The organism is Dictyobacter arantiisoli (assembly GCF_008326305.1).
GTDB lineage: Bacteria > Chloroflexota > Ktedonobacteria > Ktedonobacterales > Ktedonobacteraceae > Dictyobacter > Dictyobacter arantiisoli.
In genome coordinates this window covers 48,185-69,760 of the sequence record NZ_BIXY01000021.1, presented here as the reverse complement: position 1 = coordinate 69,760, position 21,576 = coordinate 48,185, and the positions used below count along the sequence as shown (strand labels likewise).

Sequence of the window (21,576 nt, the reverse complement as noted above, 5' to 3'; positions counted from 1 at the left end):
GGGATGCAGGGGGACGGCAGTCCCTCTGCCGAGGAGTGGGGTGTTCCCCACCTTTCCTCCTCTCTCCCCGCCGCCGAAAGGCGGCAAAAAAGAGATTTGAAAACCCTGCAACATTGTGGGCATAGTGTTTACATGAGTCATCTAAACGCGAACTATTTGGTTTCATGTAATGAGATGATATCGTGCTGAGTGCTGACGGCAATCACGGCCTGAGGATTCGTCCCTCGGCTCAGTTGTCCGAATTGATTATGTAACGGCCCGGAACCTTCATCTATTTGTAAACGAAACGCGGATGAAGCCGGGAGGGCCAGATTTATTGGACCATTCTGAGTCATAAAACGATAATGGCCGGAGCGATCAAGTGTGCCATCGAAGGCAATAGCTCCATTCCCTGCATTGATAGACGATTGACCGTGTAATGCAACTCGATGCGCCTCGACATTTCCTTGATGATTTGTTATGTTTAATTGACCACGAACATTCGTTGTAGAGATAGTACCACTATCCGCCTGCAAGGTCATCTGCCCCTGGCTATTTTCCAGCTTAATCGAGCCAGTTCCTATCTGGACTAGCAGTTGATCATCAAGATTGGTCAACGTGATATTCCCATTCACACTGTGCACTTCGAGGCTGGCGGTAGATGGCACTGAGACATCAATATCAATGCCCCGGCTACCAACGAATATGGGATCAGCCTGTACCTGTGCCAGTACACTGATCGTTGGCCCATATTGATTAAACGAGACCTCCATACCAACACTGCCCAGACCCATCCCCTCAGAATGTTTGGTTACCCGAAAGACAAAGGGGCCTTTGGATTGACTGTGAACATGTATTGAACCCTGATTGTCATTGATAATAATCTTTTGATGAGTCTTTTGATCAAACAGGTAATTCTCAACATTGCTCTGTGAACCCAGGCGACTCAGCAGCCCGATAAATACCAATCCAGCCAATAGTGCTACGGCAAGGACAATCATCAAGACACGCCCCATCGCATTTTGCTCGGAACGTGGAAAACGCCAATCCGGTACAGGGCGTTCATAAACCGGTGGCCAGACCGCTAAACCAGGTTGCGGCAATGGGGCCGCTTCAGAGACAGCCGATGCTGTGGAGGAAGTTGCGGTGACATCTAGTTGTACATGCGATGTATTTTCGGTCTGAGCCAGCTCAGGCTCGGGATCATTAATGGCATGGGGATTAAGCATATCCGCATGCTCATCAGTCCCTGTCCCTGCCTGTTGTAACTGCTCACTCGATGGCTGACCTGCCGGAACGGATTGTTGCTCCGCATCAAGATACGAAGGCTCCTGTTTATTCATAGCTTGCCCCTTCAGTAGCTGTGCACTGACCACACAGCAGCATTCATTCCCTACCAACCAACTTTGCTATTCTAATCGGAGCGACAAGCGCAAAACTAAAATGAGACGCGACAACAGACATGATTTTCTGTTCTGTCTTGATGCTCAATTATTCTCATTGATCTCAACATTGCCCATTTGTGTGGCAATATTCACCTGAGCCCACGGTCCCGGACCAACCGGATTGCCATTAAATGCATTATCGACCGTCCCATGCTCAGCATAGACATGGGCATAAAAGCTCGCGGATGAGGGTAGTGAGAGGTCCACTTCGCCATTTTGTGAGGTAAAGCTATATGTTCCATCTGGATCAACATTGCCATCAAAGATGATCTTGCCATCCAGCGAATGCAGGCGTGAATGTCTATATAAATGTGCAGCATCAACCTCGATATGGCCTTGCACAGTGCTAAACGATACCTGACCATCGATCTGGTCTACGTCGATAGATCCATTATGCGCGCGGAAAGCAATTGGAGCATGATCGCTATGGATGTTTTGCGCATTGATAGAGTCGCTGGCCTCAATGTGCATACCTCCATGCAAGTTATCCAAATAGACCGAGCCTTGAACTGCCTCTACTTCTACATCCGTCTGCTCAGGAACCGTGATATCTAGATTAACGCTCTGGGCATCACGCACATCGCCCCGGCTAAAGGCATCTACCAGGATCGTATAACCATCATCAACTGTTCTGGCATCAACATTCATTGTATTCTGTCGTATATCCCAACCCGCGTTATCTTTTGTCGAACGGACAGTAACCTTCCCATCACTCCCACCATGAATATGTACCTGCCCTCTGGCACTGTGCACTATAAGATGGGCGGGCTGATTGACAAAGAGCTGTTGCGTCTGGATAGTTTTGCCAGAAAGTAACTCTTTAAAGAGGTTGCCTCCACCAACAAGCGAGAAAAGAAGGATGAGCAGAATAATAGCGGGAGGAATGAACTTGATAAACAGCCGGAGATGAGAGGCATCCGGAGCGGGACTTAATTTCTCCCCAAACAATTGTCGATGAAAAAAGCTTTCACGGAAGTTTTTCTGGTGAGCAGCAGGATAAGGCGGTACACCAATACCAACGGGCTCCCAGGGCGACTGCTGATCGGGATCGACATAAATTGGATCGGACTGTGCATGGGCAGGATCTGGCTCATCAGGAGAATCCTCAAATGCTGATTGTTGCTTATCCATAATCAACCCCACCTTCTACAACATCTCTACTGTCTTACATATCCACATCAACAAGCATTATAGAGAGAACACTATCCTTATCACGACACTCACAGGTTACATAGAGACATGCCCTCACATATTAAAATGGCTATAGGACGCAAAAATCCCCACTCTGAAGCATCAATGTCTACCTCTATGCTCAACAGAGCATGACAGATATTCTACCAACATTATAGCATGCCAGAGTGGGAAAAACTTACTTTTTCTTTCTTTTATATGAAACTGGCCCTTGCTGCTCTTTTGCACGATTGGTAAAAACAAATGGAATACGCCAGACAAAAAGCAGTACCAGATTGGAAAGGAGCGTTACCAATCCGAAAGAGACGGTTGTGCTGACCGTGGGCACATGCTGCTCAAACACGAAATGGAGAAAAACACCAACAGGCCACGCTGCAACCCAGGCCAGAGCGGTCTTCTTCGCCATAGGACGAGGCTCGATCATCAACTCACGTCGAAAAGCCCCCATAAAAGGAGCGATCAGAAACCAGGCCAGGGCGAACGGCAACGCGGTCCATATCACCCGTAGAGCCGCCGTCAGACCAGTATCCTCGCCGTGGCTCTGACGACCAATCACCGCGAAAATGATAAATACCAGCGCATCACCTAACAACACCGACCAGAGGCGGTGGGATTCTGTTTTGTTCCTCGGCTTGCTGGCGGCAATTGCCGCTGTAGAAGCTATCTGCTTCCCTTTGACAGCCATACTATTGCTCCTTTTGTTCCAGTTGTTCACGAACCAGCTCTGCGACGGCAGCCAACTCGGTTCGTACACCGCGCATCCGCATCGCCAGCACAACAAGATAGATGCAGACGCCCAACCAGGCAATAATATACGCAGCAATCAGATATGTTTGCATTCTGTCTATCCTTCTTTTTATTACTCGACTTGAATACGTAAGCGCTGTGCCAGCGTTTGTAAACGCTGAAGTTGATAGGCCTGCACCATCATAAAGGCATAGAGCAAGGTAAAAGCTACCAGCGCAACCATAATCGTCAGGACAGCCTGTGGAGGTAAAGCTCCCTGTGTACCAATCTGGGTCACAGGATGCTGTCCACGCCACCAATTTACTGATAGATAGATGATCGGCACATCAATCGCGCCAATAATTCCAATCACCGCTCCGCCGCGCGCACTCTCCACGGTCCGGCCCATATAACTACGCAACATAAGATAACCAACATACATAAACCATAAAATCAAGGTTGCCGTTAAGCGTGCATCCCAGACCCACCAGGCACCCCAGATCGGTTTTCCCCAGGTCGCGCCTAGAATCAAAGTAATCGTCAAAAAGACGACGCCGACTTCCGCCGAGGCACGTGCCAGCCAATCCAGTCGCTCATCAGGCTTGAATAGATAAATGATACCCAGACCGGCCATGATCACAAATGAGAGCATACCAGCCCAGGCGGTCGGCACGTGGAAGTAGAGAATGCGTTGCGTCTCTCCCTGTAATGCGTCAATGGGAGTATATACAAAAATCAGCCAGATGGAAAGAGACATTGTGAGTGCGGTGAGCACGCCCAGGATCACTGAGACCAACGGCCAGCGCCGTCGCGCCAGTCTCTGCCCACCCACCACATGTCCATCTGTGGTTTGGGATATTTGTTTCGCTAAAGCCATAGAGAATCACTCCTGAAGAAACCAATCTATATGAACAAGCGTGCTATGAGTCTCCTGATAGATCTGCTTAATCTTCAATCACATATTGGAATAACAGCGTTGAGGCGCTGAGAAAAATCACATCGAAAGCCAGCAACAAACTGAGCCAGGGTGGTTCGTTGACAGACGGTACCAACACGACAGAAGTGGCACGTACCGCGCTGATAACTACCGGAACAACTAACGGAAACACAAGGATCGGTAATAACAGTTCCCGAGCCTGCGTTGCCGCTGCCAGCACCGAAAAGAGTGTCCCCACCGAGGCGATCCCTAACGCTCCGAGGATGACAATCAGAATCAATGTCAACAATGTCGAGCCTTGCCAGATCGGCAGATTGAATAAGATGGCGAAAACCGGCAGGGCTACAATTTCTACTACTCCGATAAATAGCAAATTTCCCAGTAGTTTCGCAAGATAGATAGCTTTGCGATCCACCGGTGTCAGCAAGAGACGATCTAACGATGTTTGCTCGCGTTCCGCTGCTACGGTCCGGCCCAATCCCAGCAAACTGGCGAAGATAAAAGCCACCCAGAGCGCTCCGGGAGCAATCGCAGCCACGGTATCAGGATGGAGATCAAAGGTAAAATTAAAAATGACCAGGACCAGCAAGGCAAACATGCCCATCCCCAACCAGGTCTGTTTGCTGCGCAACTCATAGCGAATATCTTTCCAGAGGATCGCCCAGATCTGGAGACAAAACACACGTGTCATCCTCATACCTGTTTCCCTCCATAGATCCCCTGATAGGTCTGTCGCAAGTCGGTCAGCGTCAGGTCTACGGTCTCATGCTGGTAAACGACCTTACCACCATTGATAATCACCACCTGATCGCTCAAAGCCAGCGCCCGCTCTAGCTGATGGGTCGTGAAAAGAATACTACCGCCATGCGCGGCATACTCTGCCAGCAAGGTATCAATCAAAACGCTACCGTCCTGATCCAGACCAGTCTCTGGCTCATCCAGCAGCAAGAGCGACGGCTGATGTAATAATGCCCTTGCCCAGGCCACACGTTGTACCTGTCCACGCGAGAGCGCCCGTACGCGCTCATTAACACGCCTGGCCATCCCTACCCGCTCCAACAACACCATAGCGCGCTCACGCGCCCGGGGTACCGCGTAAAGTTGTCCAAAGAACAACAGGTTCTCCAGTACCGTCAGTTCTTCATACAGATAGGGCTGGTGCGCCACAAAACCAATACTCTGCCGAATTTCTTGCAACGCATAACGACTATCCCATCCATTAATAGCCACGGTCCCGGAGCCAGCCTTGCTCAGGCCAACCAGGATACGCAAGAGCGTTGTTTTGCCAGTTCCATTGGCACCCAGTAATGCCATACGCTGTCCATGTGGCAGGGTCAACGATAAATTGCGTAGTACCGGCTTGAATGCATAGCTCTTTTTAAGATTATGTACCTCAATAGCCTGCACATCCGCGCTCTCAGTGTTCGCTGGTAGTAGTGAGCCTTGATCAGCAAGCTTACTCATCGCCGTACGCTTTCTTTTTCGCTCTTCAAGCTTCGCAGGCGTGCCTTGGTTTTATTACGCTTCTCCTCATAGGTAGCTTTATTCAGCTTACCCGCTGCATAATCCTGATCCAGAGCCAATAACGTCTGCAAGAGCTTTTGCTGTGGATCAAGAGTCTCCGCTGGCGCGATATCTTTTTCGCCCTTACCAGCCGAGGTCTTCGCAGCCCGGGATTGTAGACCTACCCGATGACGGCGTGCGCGGTATAAAAACCAGGTCATGACAATAATCGCAGCCAGGACCAGGATGCCAACAATCAGCCAGATGCTACCAGCGTTCCAGGCCAGCGAGCCATTGGTGCTTCGAGCCACCGCCAGACCCGACAAAGCGATAGTGATAGTCGACTGCGCAGGCAATAGCGTGGTGGCTTTATAGGCATGATATTCCTGGTTATTAGCATTTACGATACCAGCCGAAGTCAGTTGTGCTGAACTGGCGTGAATATTTGGATCGATCAAGAAGGAGAGCGCGACCGTGGGATATTGCGTCTGATAGCTCAGATTATAGTTGGATTGTGTGTAGGGAAGCTCATACGAGAAGGAGAAGTCATTGCTGCCCGGTAAGAGCGCCGCATTGGTGGCAAAGCCTTTGTCGATCTGCAATACCTGATAGCCTGCGAAGCCCGCGCCCAATGTGATGTTGCGCACACCAGCAGGCAAGGAAAAGAAGAGAGCGTCTGGCTTACCTTTGCTGGCATTTAATGAACCCACAAATGTTTTGGGATTTAAGTTCTGGAAGGAGAAGGCTTGCGATATCGTGATGATTCCTTTAGCGGGATCAGGATTGCGCACCAATACATTGGACTGCACAATGGCGATATTCTGCATCTGCTGCGTCGCTTCATAAACCTGGACGGTGACGGCCTTCGCAGTGCTATTGCCAAAATTGATTGCATTGCTCACATATTGCGCGCCCTGATACTGCGTATAGATCACATAGGTGATAGTCTGGTCAGTATCGACCGTTGGAAATGTGAACTTCCCGGTCTTGTCCGTCTTGACGGTGCTTACATCGTGGCTGGCATTATTCTGCGCCATCTGCAAGGTGACAGATTGATCCACTAGTGGTGCTTGCTTGTTACTACCATCTACCACAACGCCAGAGATACGCCCGTTCTTTTCGGCTGAAGCCGCACGCGCAGGAGACGCCTGCCAGATGAAGAACACCAGAACCAGCAGCAGAGTGCTAAGGATACTAGCCTTGCTTAGTTTTCTCATAGGACTCCTTTAACTTCTGTAGCTGTTCTTCTATCTCATCATCAATTTCTTCTTCACGCTCGTAGCGGGATTTCAGGGCGGTCAACGCCCGTCGCATATAGCGTTCACGCAAAGAGCGATAATCTGGCTCATCTATATTGCCGAGCTGATAGTCCAATTCAACTTCCTGGATTGCCGCCCGGGCGGATTGCTCACGCTCAATCAGTTCCAGCGCGTCTTCATGCCCTGCCGCTATCTGCTCTTGCGACTGCGATGGTACGGACGGCTCAGAGGATGCATCCTCACTCCGAGAACGTCTTACCAGTGGATAGAGTACAAAAGCGAGAGCGAACAAACCCAGAATAAATGCAATAGCGAGCGCCATCAGTCAGCCTCCATTTTCGTCCGCCTGAAGAGCGGGTCAGCGGCGGCAATTTCTTGTTCTAGTTGTACACGATAGCGCTCCAACTCAGCATCTTCATCTGAGAGGAAAGATCCTTCTACCAGCGCGGTGGCATCGGCGGTCCGTATGTTACTAACAGGCTGTCCACGTGCCAGCAGGGCACTGTTTTGCCAGTCTCGCACGACCAGTGTAAGAAAGATCAGGCCAGCCAGCAACAAAAGCATCGGCACGATCCAGGCTAACAGGGTAAAGCCTTGCCACTGCGGCACCCAGACGATGTTTGAACCATAGCGACTGGACAGATACTGGATAATCTGTTGATCGGATGCACCAGCCTGAATTTCCTGACGAATATATGCCCGCATCTGCTGAGCAATCAGTGGCGGAGCATCCGCAACAGATTCGCCCTGACAGACGGGACAGCGCAACTGCGAAGCGATGCTGCGCACATGCTGGTCCAGCGTTTGCTGCTTTGGTACGGCAAAATAGAGCCAGAACCAGACTGCGGCAATAAAGGCCACAATCGCCAGCAAGAGATAGAGTGAGCGCTGTTGCCTGGGAGCAGGCGCGACGCGAGAGATACTGCTCATGCGATCACACCTCCATCAGGCACACTGGATGAACTGGACGCCTCCGGCACTGCAGTCGATTGAGGTGCTCGGACAGCGGACACCGCCCGGCGACGCGTCGGCCACCAGCACAGGAATCCTCCCAGCAGCATCAAGACGCCACCTGCCCAGACCCAGGATACCAGCGGATTAATAAAGACACTCAACTTGGCCTGCGATGCCCCCTGCCAATCCGCCAGATAGATATAGACATCTGTGACCCCATAGGTATTGATCACAATCGCACTGGTTGGCTGCGTGGGATAACTGCTATAGGTAATACGACCCGGATAAACATATTGAATCAGCTTACCATCGTGCCAGATCTGTACCTGTGAAGAGACCGTCTCACGATCCGTATCCTTAGCATCGATATTGCCAAGATAGGTGAAGGTATAGCCACCCACCGACATATCTTGTCCGGGATGCAGGTCAGCGTCCTTCTCCTGCTGGAAGAACTGCGAACCAATAATACCCGCGACTAATAAGATCATGCCCAGATGTACCACATAGCCACCATAACGCTGACGGTAACGCTTAAAGAGCATAAATACCGCCATGCCATATGGCTCACCATGGCTATGACGTACGCGCGCTCCACGCCAGAGTTCATAGAAGATTGCTCCAGCCGTAAAAGCACAGACCGAGAAGCCAATATTGGCCACCACATCCGTAATCCCCAGCACTGGCAGCAGAACCGCACAGACAGCCGCCGCGATAGCAGGGACACTGGCGTTGCGCCACAGCGCCTGCGCGGAAGTACGCCGCCAGCCAAGCAGAGGACCAATACCCATCGCCAGGATCAGCACTACCGCCAACGGACCCACCACCTGATCATAAAAGGGAGGACCCATCGTCATTGTCTGTCCCTGGAAAGCCTCCGAAATCAATGGGAACAGCGTTCCCCACAGAACGGCAAAGGTGATACCGACCAGCAAAAAGTTATTCAGTAAGAAGACACCCTCACGCGATACCACCGAATCAAATGTCTGCTCAGGACGTAAGTGCGGCAGACGGAATAGAAACAGGGCACTGGAAAAGACCACCACAATGATCAAAAAGACCAGGAAATAGCTACCGATAGCAGAATAGGCAAACGAGTGGACCGAACTAATCAGTCCGCTACGCACCTCAAAGGTGCCAAAAATGGAGAGGGCAAAGGAGGTAATCACCAGAAAGAGGTTCCAGACCTTCAACATGCCTCGACGCTCCTGCACCATCGTGGAATGCAAGAACGCGCCCGCCGTCAGCCAGGGTAAAAGCGCCGCATTCTCCACGGGGTCCCAGCTCCAATAGCCGCCCCAGCCCAATACATGATAGGCCCACCAGGCACCCAGCAAGAGGCCAGCCGTCTGTAACATCCATGAAGCCAGCATCCAGCGGCGTATCGAGCGCAACCACTCGGCATTCAACTGACCCGTAATCAGAGCGGCCACGGCGAATGCAAAGGGCACCGAAAAACTCATGTAGCCCATCAGCAAGGTAGGAGGATGCACTAGCATGCCGGGGTCCATCAACAATGGATTCAGGCCCGCGCCATCGTGGGGCGCAACTGTTGAACGCGTAAAAGGATTTGAGATGACCGTCAGCACGATCAGGAAGAAGATTTCAATTGCCATCAAGGTCGCCATCACATAGGGCACCAGCGCGGCTGGCGCACGTTTGGAGGTAAACACAAAGATGGCCGAGAAGATCGAAAGCATCAGGGCCCAGTAGAGCAGAGATCCTTCTTGACCGCCATAAAAAGCCGCAGTCACAAAATACCAGGGCATCGAGAGATCGGAATGCTGAGCCACATAGTTGACGCCAAAATCATGCGTCAGGAAAGACACGATTAATGCTATGGCTGCCAGCACAAAGAAAAAGGTGACTGCCAGCAGGCCGCGCTTCGCGCTCACCACCAGTTGAGGCACGGAACGCACCGCTCCCACGACCGAGGCGATAACAGTATAAATGGCAAACCCTAAAGCTAACACAAGCGCAATAATGCCGAGATCTGAGAAGTACACAGTCAATCCTTAATTTGCGGTAGGAGTCGCAGACTGAAATTTCGATGGACACTTCGCTAACAATGTTTGAGCATGGAACGCACCACTGCCAGTATAGTGACCCTCCACGACGACCTGAACGCCAGCACGAAAAATGTCTGGCACAACTCCACTGTAAGTGACCGGCAAGGTCTGATTGCTATCCGTAATCGTAAACGAGATGCTCTGATCCTGACTGGTATGCTTCACCGAGTTGTTCTGTACCACACCCGCCACACGCACCGAGCGCGCAACACAATCGGTACAATGCTTCAGCTCTGGCACCGTCAAATAATAGACCGCGCTGGCCTGGGTATTGGCATAGACAAGATAGATAATGGCACCCAGGATAGCGATTCCGGCCAGGATAAAGCTGAACGGGACACGCTTGCGCGGCGGTGCTGTTCTCTTCAACCCCTCTCTGGAAGCATCCAAAACGTCTAAAGCAGGCTGCACAATACGACCTCCATCAATGTGGCGCAAGGGTGTTCTCAAACAAAGCGTTGAGCAATGCACCAAATATAAATACCAGAATGCCCAGGGCTAACATCAGTTGGGGAGAGGCCTGCGAGAGACGCGTCTTGCGCTTCGCCAAACGCCGAATATTACTCTGACTGAGATAGACGGCCAGGACAAATAAGCCGAGAGCACCAATTATTTTCAGCACAAGGACGACGATATAGCTCAAACCCAATTGCGTCTGTGTCAGACGATCCACCGTCAGGTAAGCACCACTGAATAATAACAGCCCGACGCATATATTGACCATCTTCTTAAAGAGTTCAGCCACTTTCGCCGCCACGGCTGGCGCGGGTCCACCCAGGCGCAGAGCTGGCATCACCACCGCCAGATACATAAAACTGCCACCCACCCAGACACTCGCGGCCAGAATATGGATAAGACGAACGATCCAGCGAATTTCCCACATAGCGATGCTCGCCTCAATTCATATGCAGTTTGGCTAATTCTTTTTGCAGATTTGTATCATCCAGTGGCCCGGCCCAGCGCGCCACAACCTTGCCATCCGCATTAATAAAAAACGTCTCCGGCATCTGGGAAACACCATAGGCCAGACTTGTATTGCCCCCGATAGTATCAGCGACATTGGTATAGCTAATGTTATACTTTTTCAAAAATGCCTGACCGGCACTGGCCATCTCACCGCCATCAATACCCAGCATCACAATGCCTTTGGACTGCAATCCCGGCCACTTGTTCTGCAAAAAAGGAGCCTCAAGATTACAGGGATCGCACCACGACGCCCAGAAATTAATGAGCACCGGCTTGCCTTTAAAATCAGAGAGACTCACTTTCTGACCATTCCCCTGCAACAAAGGCAAAGCAAAGCCAGGGGCGGGCTTGCCCAGAAGTGGGCTGGGCAGATCTCCGACTGTCACCAGACTTTCATCCGGTGAATGGGTCAGACCCACTTTAGGAGTCATAAGTTGAGTCCATAATAGCACCAGCAGGCCAACGATCAACACATTCGTCACAATAAAGACGATAATATTACGCTTGCGGGATCTTCTGGTCAGCGAATCATTTATTTCCATAACAGCACAATTCTCACAAACTAAAGAACATCACCACGATTATGGTGCTTGAGCCTGATAGCCAACTTGCAGGCTTTCCCTCTCACCTTACAATGTCCTGAACATTTTTTACGCACAAAAAAGAACCTCCACGCTGCACTACAACGTGCTAAGGTTCTTTTTTCATCTGCGGTATCATCCAGCAGAGCCAACATAGAGAGCCGTGAGGCAAGGTGTGCGTACGACTAAGGTTCTCTGCTATCGCTCGCGCATGTGAGGCTAGGCAGAGATCACATCCTGGGGGCTCTGGTTACTGCCACGTGGCAGGAGAGGGCCCTTGTCCTTATATTCAGCAATCAATGAAACTATCGCTGAATTAAACGCTGGCAAATCCTGAGGGCTACGACTGGTCACCAGATTATGGTCACGCACAACTTGCTGATCAACCCAGTTACCACCTGCATTGCGAATATCGTCCTGAATGGTAAAGTAGCTCGTTAATGTCCGTCCCTTGACGAGTCCAGAAGAAACCAACAGCCATGGAGCATGACAGATCACAGCCATGGGTCGTCCACTCTGGTTCACCTGCTGCACAAAAGTACGAGCCTTCTGCTCCATGCGTAAAGCATCCGCATTCACAGCGCCACCCGGTAGCAGCACAGCATCAAAATCATTCACATTAGCCTGATCAAGCGTCAAATCAACGGGGAATGCATCCGCCTTCTCATCGTGATTGAGTCCCTGTACCTGACCAGCTTTAGGAGCGATAATTTTAGTGGTTGCTCCACAGCGTTCAAGTGCCTTTTTCGGTTCCGCCAGCTCAGCCTGCTCGAAATCATCCGTAACCAGGATTGCGACACGTACACCATCTAATATTTTACTATTGGTTTGCATAACTCCACCTTCCTGCTTCTACAAAACGATTTTTAGAACCAGAGACATGTAGTATACGGAACAAAGACGGGAATAGTGTCTCAACAATATGTAGAAAAAAAGGATCAGATGTTAGGATGATCAGGCCAGAAATTTCACCATATGCAACAATGAGATACCATAGAGCATGGTCTTTTTATCTTCTTTATAGCCCAGGTGCTGATATAAGCGATGAGCGCGCGTGTTCTCTTCTTCTACAAGCAGCGCTAGCTTGCGATCCTGTCTCTGGCGCACCTGTTCCTCAGCCGCCTTCATCAAGGCAGTGCCAATACCCTGCCCGGCATAGTCAGGAGAGACAGAAAGCGTATCGATATACCATTCATCTTCATCCGCCTCTTTGTCCAATCTGAAGGTAGGATTGTTTTTAACCCGACGGGCGTGCTCTAATATAGGACGATCTAATACCTCGGCATCGCGACCATGATACAGCAGTAACAGGCCAGCGACACGCTGCCCAACTTCCGCCACGAGATAATTTTGATAACTGAAGCGGTTATTTTCGGCCTGAAAAAAATCTGCGATGACCTCATGAAATTCCTGCTCAGTCCTGGAGCCCAGCAAGGTACCACTAAATCCACTGATCACCTGATAGATCAAGGGTAATGCATCCTGAGCATCTGTTTTTCTGGCTGGTCGAATATACATAAATCTCTCTTTCCTTTGTGCTTTCCAATGCCGCAATAAACATTCTCAGAGGAAAGGATAGCGCATAAAGGAAAGAACTGGCAACCACTTTTGATCATACTCAGCTTACAAGCGATGAAAGAGTATTTCAATCAAAAAGAGGAAATCGCAGTCATTTACCCACAGTGAGAGACAATTCAGGCTTCTCAACTGATGTATGGGAGCCAATAGTCCATAACAGCAATCCACAGACAATCACGAGCAGGCCAATAATGGTGATCGCAAATTGTAACAATAAACCAATCACAACCAGTAGCACACCCGCAGCAGTGATGGCAGGCCAGATGCTGGGAGCAGTATGTTTAGCATAGGACGCCAGAAGGAGAGCCTCGGCCTGTTGTAGTTGCTGGATCTGTGCGGCACTACGCGCCAGCAGCAATTGGTCAATCCCGGCGTGCAAAGCGCGTGCGTCAAAGGGCTTGGTCACAGCCACCTGCTGATCCTTCTGTTCTATCAGAGGCTCCCAGGACAGCACGACCGTAGGTAAGGCTGACAATTGCGGATGTGCCTGAGCGGCTTCAAGCATAGCCCGGTCACAACGAATTCCATCATCAACATCTACAATCAGTAAATCCAATTTTTGCACATCACGAGCAGAAAGAGTTGACAATGAAATGGACTCGATCACATGGAGTCCACGATGGCGTAGACCAAGCGTAATCATACGCCGAATGGAAGGATCAGTCTCCAATAACAGGACCGTCGAAACTGATGGCTGTAGCCCTTGCGACATATATGCACCTCTATCGCTACCAGTAAAAATAGCTAAATAGTATCGTATTCATAGTAAGCATACGAGGCCCACATTACAGAATCTTTGACAGCTAGCGAAATCCCCTTACAGTGACCTGAACATTTATGAGTTTAATCTCATTCCCCCCACAATTATAACGTATTGAAAACAAAAACCCGCCCCCATATTATATGGAGACGGGTTCAAAAATAGTATGTTTTCCTGGCTATGACTTATGCATGCCTGGCTAATTTATAGCCTACATCCGGTACGGTAAGGATATATTCAGGATGGCGCGAGTTCGCCTCGATTTTACGGCGCAGGCGACTGATATAGACCCAGATAAAGTCAATATCGCGATTGTATTCCGGCCCCCAGACCTTTTCCAGCAATAACTCATGCGTCACGACCAGGCCAACATTCTGCGCCAGAGTGCTGAGCAGTTTATACTCGGTACGGCTCAACTGAACAGCCTGTCCACGCACCGTCACCTGATGCTGCGCATAGTCGATGGTCAGCTCGCCAGTTGTGAAAATTGACGGTTGTTGCTTCTGCTCGGCTGGTGGTCCCTGACGACGCAAGAGGGCACGTACGCGTGCCAACAACTCACGCATCCCAAAAGGTTTGACAACCAGATCATCGCTACCCAGTTCAAACATCTGCACCCGCTCATCCTCATCACAGGCATCACAGAGCATGATTACTGGCGCATGGGAGAATTCACGCAAGCGCTTGAGCAACTCTGCACCACTCATATCCGCAAGCTGGGTAGAGAGCAAAATCACATCCGTCTCTTCCAAATCCAACTGACGTAAGAATTGAATACCATGGGTGACGACCCGTACCCGATATTGCTGCTCTTCTAAATTGGCACGAATATAGCGTGCCAGGCGAGCATCATTCTCCGCCAGCAGGACACGCACATGGCGGCCCTGATCCAGAGACGACGTGCGCGTTTTGCGCAACGGTCCGGTCACTCCACTACTCGTTTCCGGCTCCTCAAGCGCAGTCAAAGTCTCTATAGGAGCGTAACGGCTGGCGTTTAATGGTAAGGTGAAGAAAAAGGTAGCGCCCTTGCCCGGTCCTGCCGACTCAGCCCAGATGCGCCCTCGATGTGCTTCAATAGTCGCGCGTGCCGCTGAGAGTCCCAACCCACTTCCCCCCGGCTCATCCGACAGAGCGGCATCCTCGTGTTCATTGTGGGCTTTACTGGCCTGCTCAATGCGATAAAAGCGATCAAAGATACGCTCCAGATGTTCTGACGCGATGCCGATACCCTCATCGCTCACGCTCACCCGCAACTCGCCAGCCGTAAAATCAAGCATTGTCCGCACAATTTGTCCGGCATGCGAATTTTTCACCGCGTTATTCAGCAAGTGATTCAGGGTTTGCTCGATACGCAACGCATCACAGGTTACCGTAGGCACATCATCGGGCAGATCCAGGACAAAGCGATGCTCAGGAGACTGCTTCTGCCAGCGTGTAATCAATTGTAAGATAAGTTCGGAGAGCTGGACCTGAGCAAGATGCAGCGGTTGAGTGCCCGCATCAAAGCGCCAGACATCTAGCAGCGTATTTAAGACATCATACAAGCGATCAGACTGTGCATCGATCATCTGTAACATCTCGCGCTGCATGGAGGGGTCCCAGCGCGCGGAGCCACCCAGCAGGGTGGTCGCACAACCCTTAATAATAGCCAGTGGCGTTTTAAACTCATGCGCCGCCATCATCAACGTCTCGGTCCGGGATGCGGCCGCGGAACGTTCCAGAGTAATATCATCAAGCAACACACCACGACCCAGGCTGCGACCCTGCTCATCATGGACAGGAAAACTGCGTACACGTAACCAGTTGGCGGCAGCATCAATCAATGAGAGATCAGTTGACCGCTCCTGATCCTGATGCTGCCAGAGTTGTTCCAGATCTGCTCTGGCATGTTGTGGATCGGTTGACAGAGCCAGCAAATGCTCCTGGACATCAAATTCCTGAAACGCGGAACGATCCCGTACATCAACACGCAACAGGCGCAAAGCACTTTCATTCGAATAGGTTACGCGGCCATGCTGATTAAGGAGCATAAAGCCACTACTCATGCTGGCGCACATTTCTGCGAGAACCTGATACTCACGCGTAAAACCTGCGGGGATAGGTTCTGTAGGTCTACCTGGATGTGGGGTTACTGGCGCAGCATTCTCCGCAATCCACAATCCACCGGTGGTTTTGCTGTGTTTTTTTTCAATGGAGGAGGACATACAAAAACAACCCTTTCCCGCCCGATAATGATCTGTACCTGGCTACTCATATTTTAGCAAAAAGAGTCAACCACACCCAGCTCAACAAGAAAAGCGGAAAAAGAGCTTGCCAACCTGTTTCATGGCCCAGCACAAGACCGTCTACCTACTTCTTAAAGAGTCCTGAAGAGGGTGAACAATTATTTGATGCCCGCGATCATCACGATAAGCATCAGGTGAACGAGCATTGCAATAATAAAAGCCGCAGCCATAAAAATGATCCAGCGTCGATCACTTACATATTCGCGCACACGGGTAGAATACGCATGCGGCCAGCGCTCCGCCGCCACTAATCCCATCGCGATACGTAGCCGCAGGGGAGATTGTAGTGGTGAGCGACTCATCTCAACCACCAGGGCCTGATAACAGGCTTTACATAATGTCCATGAAAGGCGTGGTTCTGGCACGCCATCTGGCTCTACAATATTCATTGGCTCGGACCAGATACGATTTGTACAAATAGAACAATATACGGGCAAACGGCTCTGTCGCTTACGCGTATCATGGGGTGGAACAGCAACGCCAGGCGCGCCACTGCGCATCGCATCTTTCATGCTACTACCCTTTCTTCTCTACCCCTGGTATCATCAGCTTTTACTTTCAATTGTAACATATTTTTACCCGTATCGATGGTAAATAAGAAGCAAACCACATACACTGTGAGTAAAATGAAAATAAGCCTTTCAATAGAACCAAACGTCGAGTGCTGGTGAGATAACTCTTTATATCTTATCCACGTACAACAACTGATTGAAGATTTGCGCTCGTGACTACCTGAAAAACCACCTGTCCTTTAAAATAATAAAGTGACCTGACATCTCATATAAAATATCAGGTCACCAGAAAATTGCGTCAGACTACTTAGCGGAACAGCGGTACAAAGTAGACCAATGTTACGACGAACAGCCAGACCACGTCCACAAAGTGCCAGTACATTTCAGCCGCCTGGACAGCGAAATGCTGCTGCTTGCTAAAATGGCCCTTCGTGGCACGCACCAGACAGACGGCCAGGAAGATCGCACCGATGGTGACGTGCAGACCGTGAAAGCCTGTCAGCGTGAAAAAGGCTGAACCAAAAATGCTGCTGGAGATACTGAAATGCTCGTCAGCAATCAATGAGGTCCATTCATAGGCCAGACCAACCAAGAAACAGGCACCCAGGAAAATGGTGACACTTAAACCAATGATTAGCTGCCTTACATTGCCTTTGCGAATACCAGTGCCTGCAAAATGCACTGAAACGCTACTACCAAGCAGGATAGCGGTATTGAGCAGAGGCAAAAACAGATTGCTATGCGGCAATTGCCAGATATCGTTGTTGTTACGAATCTCTAGATAGAGGTAAGCAGCAATCAGGTTGGCGAAGATCAGAGCCTCAGAGGCGATGAAAAAGACCATGCCCCACCAGTTGAGGCTCCGTTCACCTACCTGGCCGTGCTCTTCTTCCAACACTCGTACTTGCTCGCCATGAGCAACACTCATACAAGTCACTCCCTTAACTACGCGAGAATAATCACCTGTGTCCGCTACCAAAGTAGCAAACACAGGCTCTCTCTTATCGACGCTCCAGTATCCAACCCACAATCGATGCAACAAGGAGTATGACACCGATCACAAGGACAACAAGACCGGCAATCACACCAAACAGCACGAACGCGATAGAGAAAGCCACGGCCAGCGGCCAGAGGCTTGGCTTTGGCATCACCTCTTCGGCATTGACCAGACGTCCTCTGGCTCGTCCCCGACGCTTGCCTGTACGGACTGCTTGTTGCTGCCCCCCCGTTGTCGCGGCCTCCGGCTGTGACTCCTGCTTATCATCAGATAATGCAGAGTCGGGGGTCGGGGTGGTGTCAGGAGAAGAGACGCCTGCGTCCTCCTCCTGCTCATCTACTACTTGTTGCTCTACATGATCTTTTTGTTCTTGAGACACCATATAACCTCTACTTGTCTTGTTCCAACGCTGTGGAGTATGGGTATACGATTAGTGCTTAATGACGTTTTTCCAGTCAGCAATATCAGGATACTTCTTGTCATAGAAGGGACGGCGGCTACGCACCACCGGAATCTCCAGGAAGTTATATTTTTTCGGAGGAGATGTGGTATCCCATTCCAGCGTATAGGCATCCCAGGGATCATCGCCAGCGGCCTGCCCGGCCTTCAGGCTCTTGATAATGTTGATCATGAACAGGATTACGCCTACACCAATGATGAAGGCACCAACCGAAGCCATGGCATTCAAATCATTCCAACCCAGATTGGCTGGATAGGTATAGACGCGCCGAGGCATGCCCAGAATACCCATGAGGTGCATTGGGAAGAAGGTCAGGTTCAGACCAATAAAGGTGACCCAGAAGTGCCACTTTGCCAGACGGTCATCCATCAACTTGCCGGTGAATTTCGGGAACCAGTAGTAGATGCCCGCGAACACGGCCAGCGCAGTACCACCGAAGAGCACATAGTGGATATGCGCCACGACGAAGTAGCTGTCTGTGATCTGGTAGTCAAAAGGCACGACCGCCAGGGCAGCGCCGTTCAGACCACCAATCAGGAACATCGCGATAAAGCCCAATGCGAAGAGCATCGGCGCGTTAAAGCGAATCTTACCACCCCAGATCGTCGCCAGCCAGTTGAAGATTTTGACAGCCGTTGGAATGGCGATCAGGGTCGTGCTGGTCGCAAAGAAGGCTTGCGCAATCGATGGCAGACCAACTGCGAACATATGGTGGGCCCAGACGGTAAAGCTCAAGAAGCCAATCGCAACACCGGACCAGGCGATAAAGGTATAGCCAAAGATCGGTTTACGCGAGAAGACCGGCAGAATCTCAGAGACAATACCAAAGGCCGGGAGAATCAGGATGTATACTTCGGGATGTCCGAAGGACCAGAACAGGTGTTGCCAGAGAAGTGGATCACCACCACTGCCATACTGATAGAAATGCGCACCCATGTGACGGTCCAGCAGCAACAAGACGCTGGCAACGGTCAGGCTTGGCAACGCGAACAGCAACAGGAAGGACATCACCAGGATCATCCATGTGAACAGCGGCATGCGGTTAATGCTCATGCCAGGAGCGCGCAATTTGAAGACCGTGACAACAAAGTTCAAAGAACCGGTGATCGACGAGATACCCAGTAAGGTGGTACCCAGCAGCCAGAAGTCCGCATTCATGTGCGGAGTCGCCTGGAAGGCATGTCCAGCCGCCAGCTCACTCAATGGCGCATACATAAACCAGCCGCCGTTTGGTGCCTGACCAAACAGGAAGCTGGACTGCATGAAGATACCACCAAAGAGTAGGAGCCAGAAGCCAAAGGCATTCATACGGGGATAGGCCATATCGCGTGCACCAATCATCAGCGGCACGATATAGTTACCAAAACCCGAGAGCACTGGTATCACGAACAAGAAGATCATGGTCGTGCCATGCATGGTAAAGATCTGATTATAGGTATCAGGATCTAATACTTTACCATTTGGCAAGGCCAGCTGGGTGCGGATCAGGAGAGCCTCCATGCCACCCACAACAAAGAAAAAGAAACCTGTGATCAGATACATCAGACCGAGTTGCTTATGATCGGTCGTTGTAATCCACTCACCGATATAGGTTTCACTAAAACGCTTTCGGCGAACATCTATGGTTGTAGCGCGCTCACCGATCGTGCTAGTTGCCATGCGTAAATCCTCCAGAGTCTAGCCCTAAACAAAGGGTCACAGGGCAAGGCAGATTATTTCAACCCTTCAAGGTATGCAATCAATTGCTGAATCTCGGCATTACTGAGTGCGCCAATAGCCATATCGTTCCCAGGTTTGACCGCCTGAGGATCTTTCAGCCATTTCGCGAGATTACAGGATTGCATCAGGTTCGGATTATTTGGATCGCAATTATTATCTTTGGTATTGTTATCCAATACACCACCAGCAATCAGAGAGCGGCTACCGAAGTGCGTCAGATTTGGTCCAATCAAACACTGTGGCGTGCCGTTGGCTTTACCACCTGGCAGATCGGTACATTCCTGGGCTGTATTGTAGAACTGCGTCACATTTACGCCGACAATACCATGACAGGAGGCACACTGATTTTTGAATAATGCTTCACCCTTTTGTGCCAGTGCGTCTGTTGGAGCAGCGGCAGCCTGTTGCTGACCCGAAATCCAGGTCATGAAGCTGCTGTTGTCCACTACGTTGACATTGAAACGCATGTTGGCGTGCTGTGTACCACAATACTCGGCGCAGATACCTGTGAATAACCCGGTCTTTTGTGCCACAAACCATTTGGTATTGTCGTGGCCCGGCACAACGTCGGTCTTACCTGTTAAGGAAGGGACCCAGAAGCTGTGGATGACATTATTTGAGAATAGTTTGACGTGCACAGTCGTACCCACCGGCACTTCCAGAGTATCGGCAGTGGTCACATTGTACTTTGGATAATAGAATTCCCAGTACCACTGGTGACCAACAGCAGTCACTTCGATTTTCGGCTGTGATGCTGAGGCGGCTGGTTCAGCCTCCGGCGCGACTTGCAATAGGCCGCGAATAGTGAAGAATAAGATCACAAATAGGACCACCGTTGGAATAACGGTCCAGACAAGCTCCAATAACATGTTACCGTGGTTCTGGTATGGGTTTGGAGTTCCAGGACGTTCACGATACTTGAAAATGGAGTAGATCAATACACCTTCTACCAGGATGAAAATGGCTAGAGCAAGATAAAGAATCAACCAGAACAGGCTACTCTCGCTCTCTGCCACTGGTCCCGCGACGTTCAAGATAGAAGGTGAGTTTTCGCCGCATGCGGCTAATAGAATAGAGGATAAAAGCACTCCGGTCAGCGCAGCTAACCAGTGCTTTTTCCTACGAAATACCGGCATCCTCACGTCTAAATCTCTCCTAAAAAACAATTCTTTGATGATGGACGATGATGTCTCTCATTTTGGCGACATTGTTCCACTATACGCTGTAATGTAGCTATAGAGCCTGACATGGAACTTGCAATTTAAAAAAGGAACCTTACAAGAGCCTGAACGAAGAAGCGCCTTCTCCTCAGTATTCGGGAGTAGCAGGCTGATCAATTGGTTGTGCCAGGCAAAAGCATACCAGCAAAAAAGAGCATGTGAACAGTATCTCTAGAATTTTGGCAGATAATTCTAACAGACAACAAGAATTGCAGTTCCCGGAATAAGGATTGGTTCCTACTGTTATGGGATCATCCAAAAGTTGAGTTCGACATCAGTTCACATCATTGCTGACCGCTCCACAAATCCTTTTACATACTATAGCAAGGGAAGGAAAGAGCGACAAGGGAAATTTCTCTACCAGGAGCTTTTTCTTTCGATCCAATCAATTACAAACGTTCAGGCAATTGTAAGGTAAGAGAAAGCTACTGCAAGGGC

The 21,576-nt window shown here is 50.3% G+C and carries 23 protein-coding genes; all 23 read right to left on the bottom strand.

Annotated features, from left to right (window positions below):
- Window positions 1–152: 152 nt before the first annotated feature.
- The 23 genes from F1593_RS09490 to coxB all read right to left on the bottom strand — a co-directional run bounded on the left by F1593_RS09490 (window position 153) and on the right by coxB (window position 21,054).
- Window positions 153–1,322, bottom strand: a complete 1,170-nt coding sequence (locus tag F1593_RS09490; RefSeq protein ID WP_149401319.1) for a DUF4097 family beta strand repeat-containing protein — start codon at window positions 1,320–1,322, stop codon at window positions 153–155.
- A 144-nt stretch (window positions 1,323–1,466) separates the two neighbouring features.
- On the bottom strand, window positions 1,467–2,555 hold the full coding sequence (locus tag F1593_RS09485; RefSeq protein WP_149401318.1) for a DUF4097 family beta strand repeat-containing protein: 1,089 nt from the start codon (window positions 2,553–2,555) through the stop codon (window positions 1,467–1,469).
- Window positions 2,556–2,793: 238 nt separating this feature from the next.
- Window positions 2,794–3,300, bottom strand: coding sequence for a DUF3054 domain-containing protein (locus tag F1593_RS09480; RefSeq protein WP_149401317.1), 507 nt, complete (start codon window positions 3,298–3,300; stop codon window positions 2,794–2,796).
- A 1-nt stretch (window position 3,301) separates the two neighbouring features.
- Window positions 3,302–3,454, bottom strand: coding sequence for a CcmD family protein (locus F1593_RS28935; protein ID WP_216368829.1), 153 nt, complete (start codon window positions 3,452–3,454; stop codon window positions 3,302–3,304).
- 20 nt (window positions 3,455–3,474) lie between these two features.
- Entirely contained in the window at window positions 3,475–4,218 is a 744-nt protein-coding gene (locus tag F1593_RS09470) for a cytochrome c biogenesis protein (RefSeq protein ID WP_149401316.1), read from the bottom strand.
- A 67-nt stretch (window positions 4,219–4,285) separates the two neighbouring features.
- Window positions 4,286–4,975 carry a heme exporter protein CcmB gene (locus F1593_RS09465; RefSeq protein ID WP_149401315.1) on the bottom strand — a complete coding sequence of 230 codons (690 nt, stop codon included), beginning with the start codon at window positions 4,973–4,975 and terminating at the stop codon, window positions 4,286–4,288.
- Window positions 4,972–5,742 carry a heme ABC exporter ATP-binding protein CcmA gene (gene ccmA / locus F1593_RS09460; RefSeq protein ID WP_149401314.1) on the bottom strand — a complete coding sequence of 257 codons (771 nt, stop codon included), beginning with the start codon at window positions 5,740–5,742 and terminating at the stop codon, window positions 4,972–4,974. Before ccmA ends, F1593_RS09465 begins: the two co-directional genes overlap by 4 nt.
- Window positions 5,739–6,998: a carboxypeptidase-like regulatory domain-containing protein gene (locus tag F1593_RS09455; RefSeq protein ID WP_149401313.1), complete on the bottom strand. Its 1,260-nt coding sequence runs from the start codon at window positions 6,996–6,998 to the stop codon at window positions 5,739–5,741. Before F1593_RS09455 ends, ccmA begins: the two co-directional genes overlap by 4 nt.
- Window positions 6,976–7,362 (bottom strand): hypothetical protein, encoded by a 387-nt coding sequence (locus F1593_RS09450; RefSeq protein WP_149401312.1) that lies wholly within the window; start codon window positions 7,360–7,362, stop codon window positions 6,976–6,978. The genes F1593_RS09455 and F1593_RS09450 overlap by 23 nt, the downstream gene beginning before the upstream one ends.
- Window positions 7,362–7,970 (bottom strand): cytochrome c-type biogenesis protein, encoded by a 609-nt coding sequence (locus F1593_RS09445; protein WP_149401311.1) that lies wholly within the window; start codon window positions 7,968–7,970, stop codon window positions 7,362–7,364. The genes F1593_RS09450 and F1593_RS09445 overlap by 1 nt, the downstream gene beginning before the upstream one ends.
- Window positions 7,967–9,997, bottom strand: coding sequence for a heme lyase CcmF/NrfE family subunit (locus F1593_RS09440; RefSeq protein WP_149401310.1), 2,031 nt, complete (start codon window positions 9,995–9,997; stop codon window positions 7,967–7,969). The genes F1593_RS09445 and F1593_RS09440 overlap by 4 nt, the downstream gene beginning before the upstream one ends.
- A gap of 9 nt (window positions 9,998–10,006) precedes the next feature.
- Entirely contained in the window at window positions 10,007–10,471 is a 465-nt protein-coding gene (locus F1593_RS09435; protein WP_172631989.1) for a cytochrome c maturation protein CcmE, read from the bottom strand.
- Between the two features lie 13 nt (window positions 10,472–10,484).
- Window positions 10,485–10,943 carry a hypothetical protein gene (locus F1593_RS09430; RefSeq protein ID WP_149401308.1) on the bottom strand — a complete coding sequence of 153 codons (459 nt, stop codon included), beginning with the start codon at window positions 10,941–10,943 and terminating at the stop codon, window positions 10,485–10,487.
- A 13-nt stretch (window positions 10,944–10,956) separates the two neighbouring features.
- A complete protein-coding gene (locus F1593_RS09425) occupies window positions 10,957–11,568 on the bottom strand; it encodes a TlpA family protein disulfide reductase (RefSeq protein ID WP_149401307.1) in 612 nt (203 codons plus the stop codon).
- Window positions 11,569–11,826: 258 nt separating this feature from the next.
- Window positions 11,827–12,441, bottom strand: coding sequence for a type 1 glutamine amidotransferase domain-containing protein (locus F1593_RS09420; RefSeq protein ID WP_149401306.1), 615 nt, complete (start codon window positions 12,439–12,441; stop codon window positions 11,827–11,829).
- Window positions 12,442–12,561: 120 nt separating this feature from the next.
- Window positions 12,562–13,125, bottom strand: coding sequence for a GNAT family N-acetyltransferase (locus F1593_RS09415; RefSeq protein WP_149401305.1), 564 nt, complete (start codon window positions 13,123–13,125; stop codon window positions 12,562–12,564).
- Window positions 13,126–13,276: 151 nt separating this feature from the next.
- Window positions 13,277–13,897 carry a response regulator gene (locus tag F1593_RS09410; protein WP_149401304.1) on the bottom strand — a complete coding sequence of 207 codons (621 nt, stop codon included), beginning with the start codon at window positions 13,895–13,897 and terminating at the stop codon, window positions 13,277–13,279.
- 233 nt (window positions 13,898–14,130) lie between these two features.
- Window positions 14,131–16,149, bottom strand: coding sequence for an ATP-binding response regulator (locus F1593_RS09405; protein ID WP_149401303.1), 2,019 nt, complete (start codon window positions 16,147–16,149; stop codon window positions 14,131–14,133).
- Between the two features lie 179 nt (window positions 16,150–16,328).
- On the bottom strand, window positions 16,329–16,742 hold the full coding sequence (locus F1593_RS09400) for a hypothetical protein (protein WP_149401302.1): 414 nt from the start codon (window positions 16,740–16,742) through the stop codon (window positions 16,329–16,331).
- Window positions 16,743–17,049: 307 nt separating this feature from the next.
- Window positions 17,050–17,670: a cytochrome c oxidase subunit 3 gene (locus F1593_RS09395; protein WP_149401301.1), complete on the bottom strand. Its 621-nt coding sequence runs from the start codon at window positions 17,668–17,670 to the stop codon at window positions 17,050–17,052.
- 73 nt (window positions 17,671–17,743) lie between these two features.
- Window positions 17,744–18,121 carry an aa3-type cytochrome oxidase subunit IV gene (gene ctaF, locus F1593_RS09390; protein ID WP_149401300.1) on the bottom strand — a complete coding sequence of 126 codons (378 nt, stop codon included), beginning with the start codon at window positions 18,119–18,121 and terminating at the stop codon, window positions 17,744–17,746.
- A gap of 48 nt (window positions 18,122–18,169) precedes the next feature.
- The gene (ctaD, locus tag F1593_RS09385) at window positions 18,170–19,858 is read right to left on the bottom strand and encodes a cytochrome c oxidase subunit I (RefSeq protein ID WP_149401299.1); all 1,689 of its coding nucleotides are present in this window, start codon (window positions 19,856–19,858) and stop codon (window positions 18,170–18,172) included.
- 53 nt (window positions 19,859–19,911) lie between these two features.
- Entirely contained in the window at window positions 19,912–21,054 is a 1,143-nt protein-coding gene (coxB, locus tag F1593_RS09380; protein WP_235932532.1) for a cytochrome c oxidase subunit II, read from the bottom strand.
- Window positions 21,055–21,576: the final 522 nt, after the last annotated feature.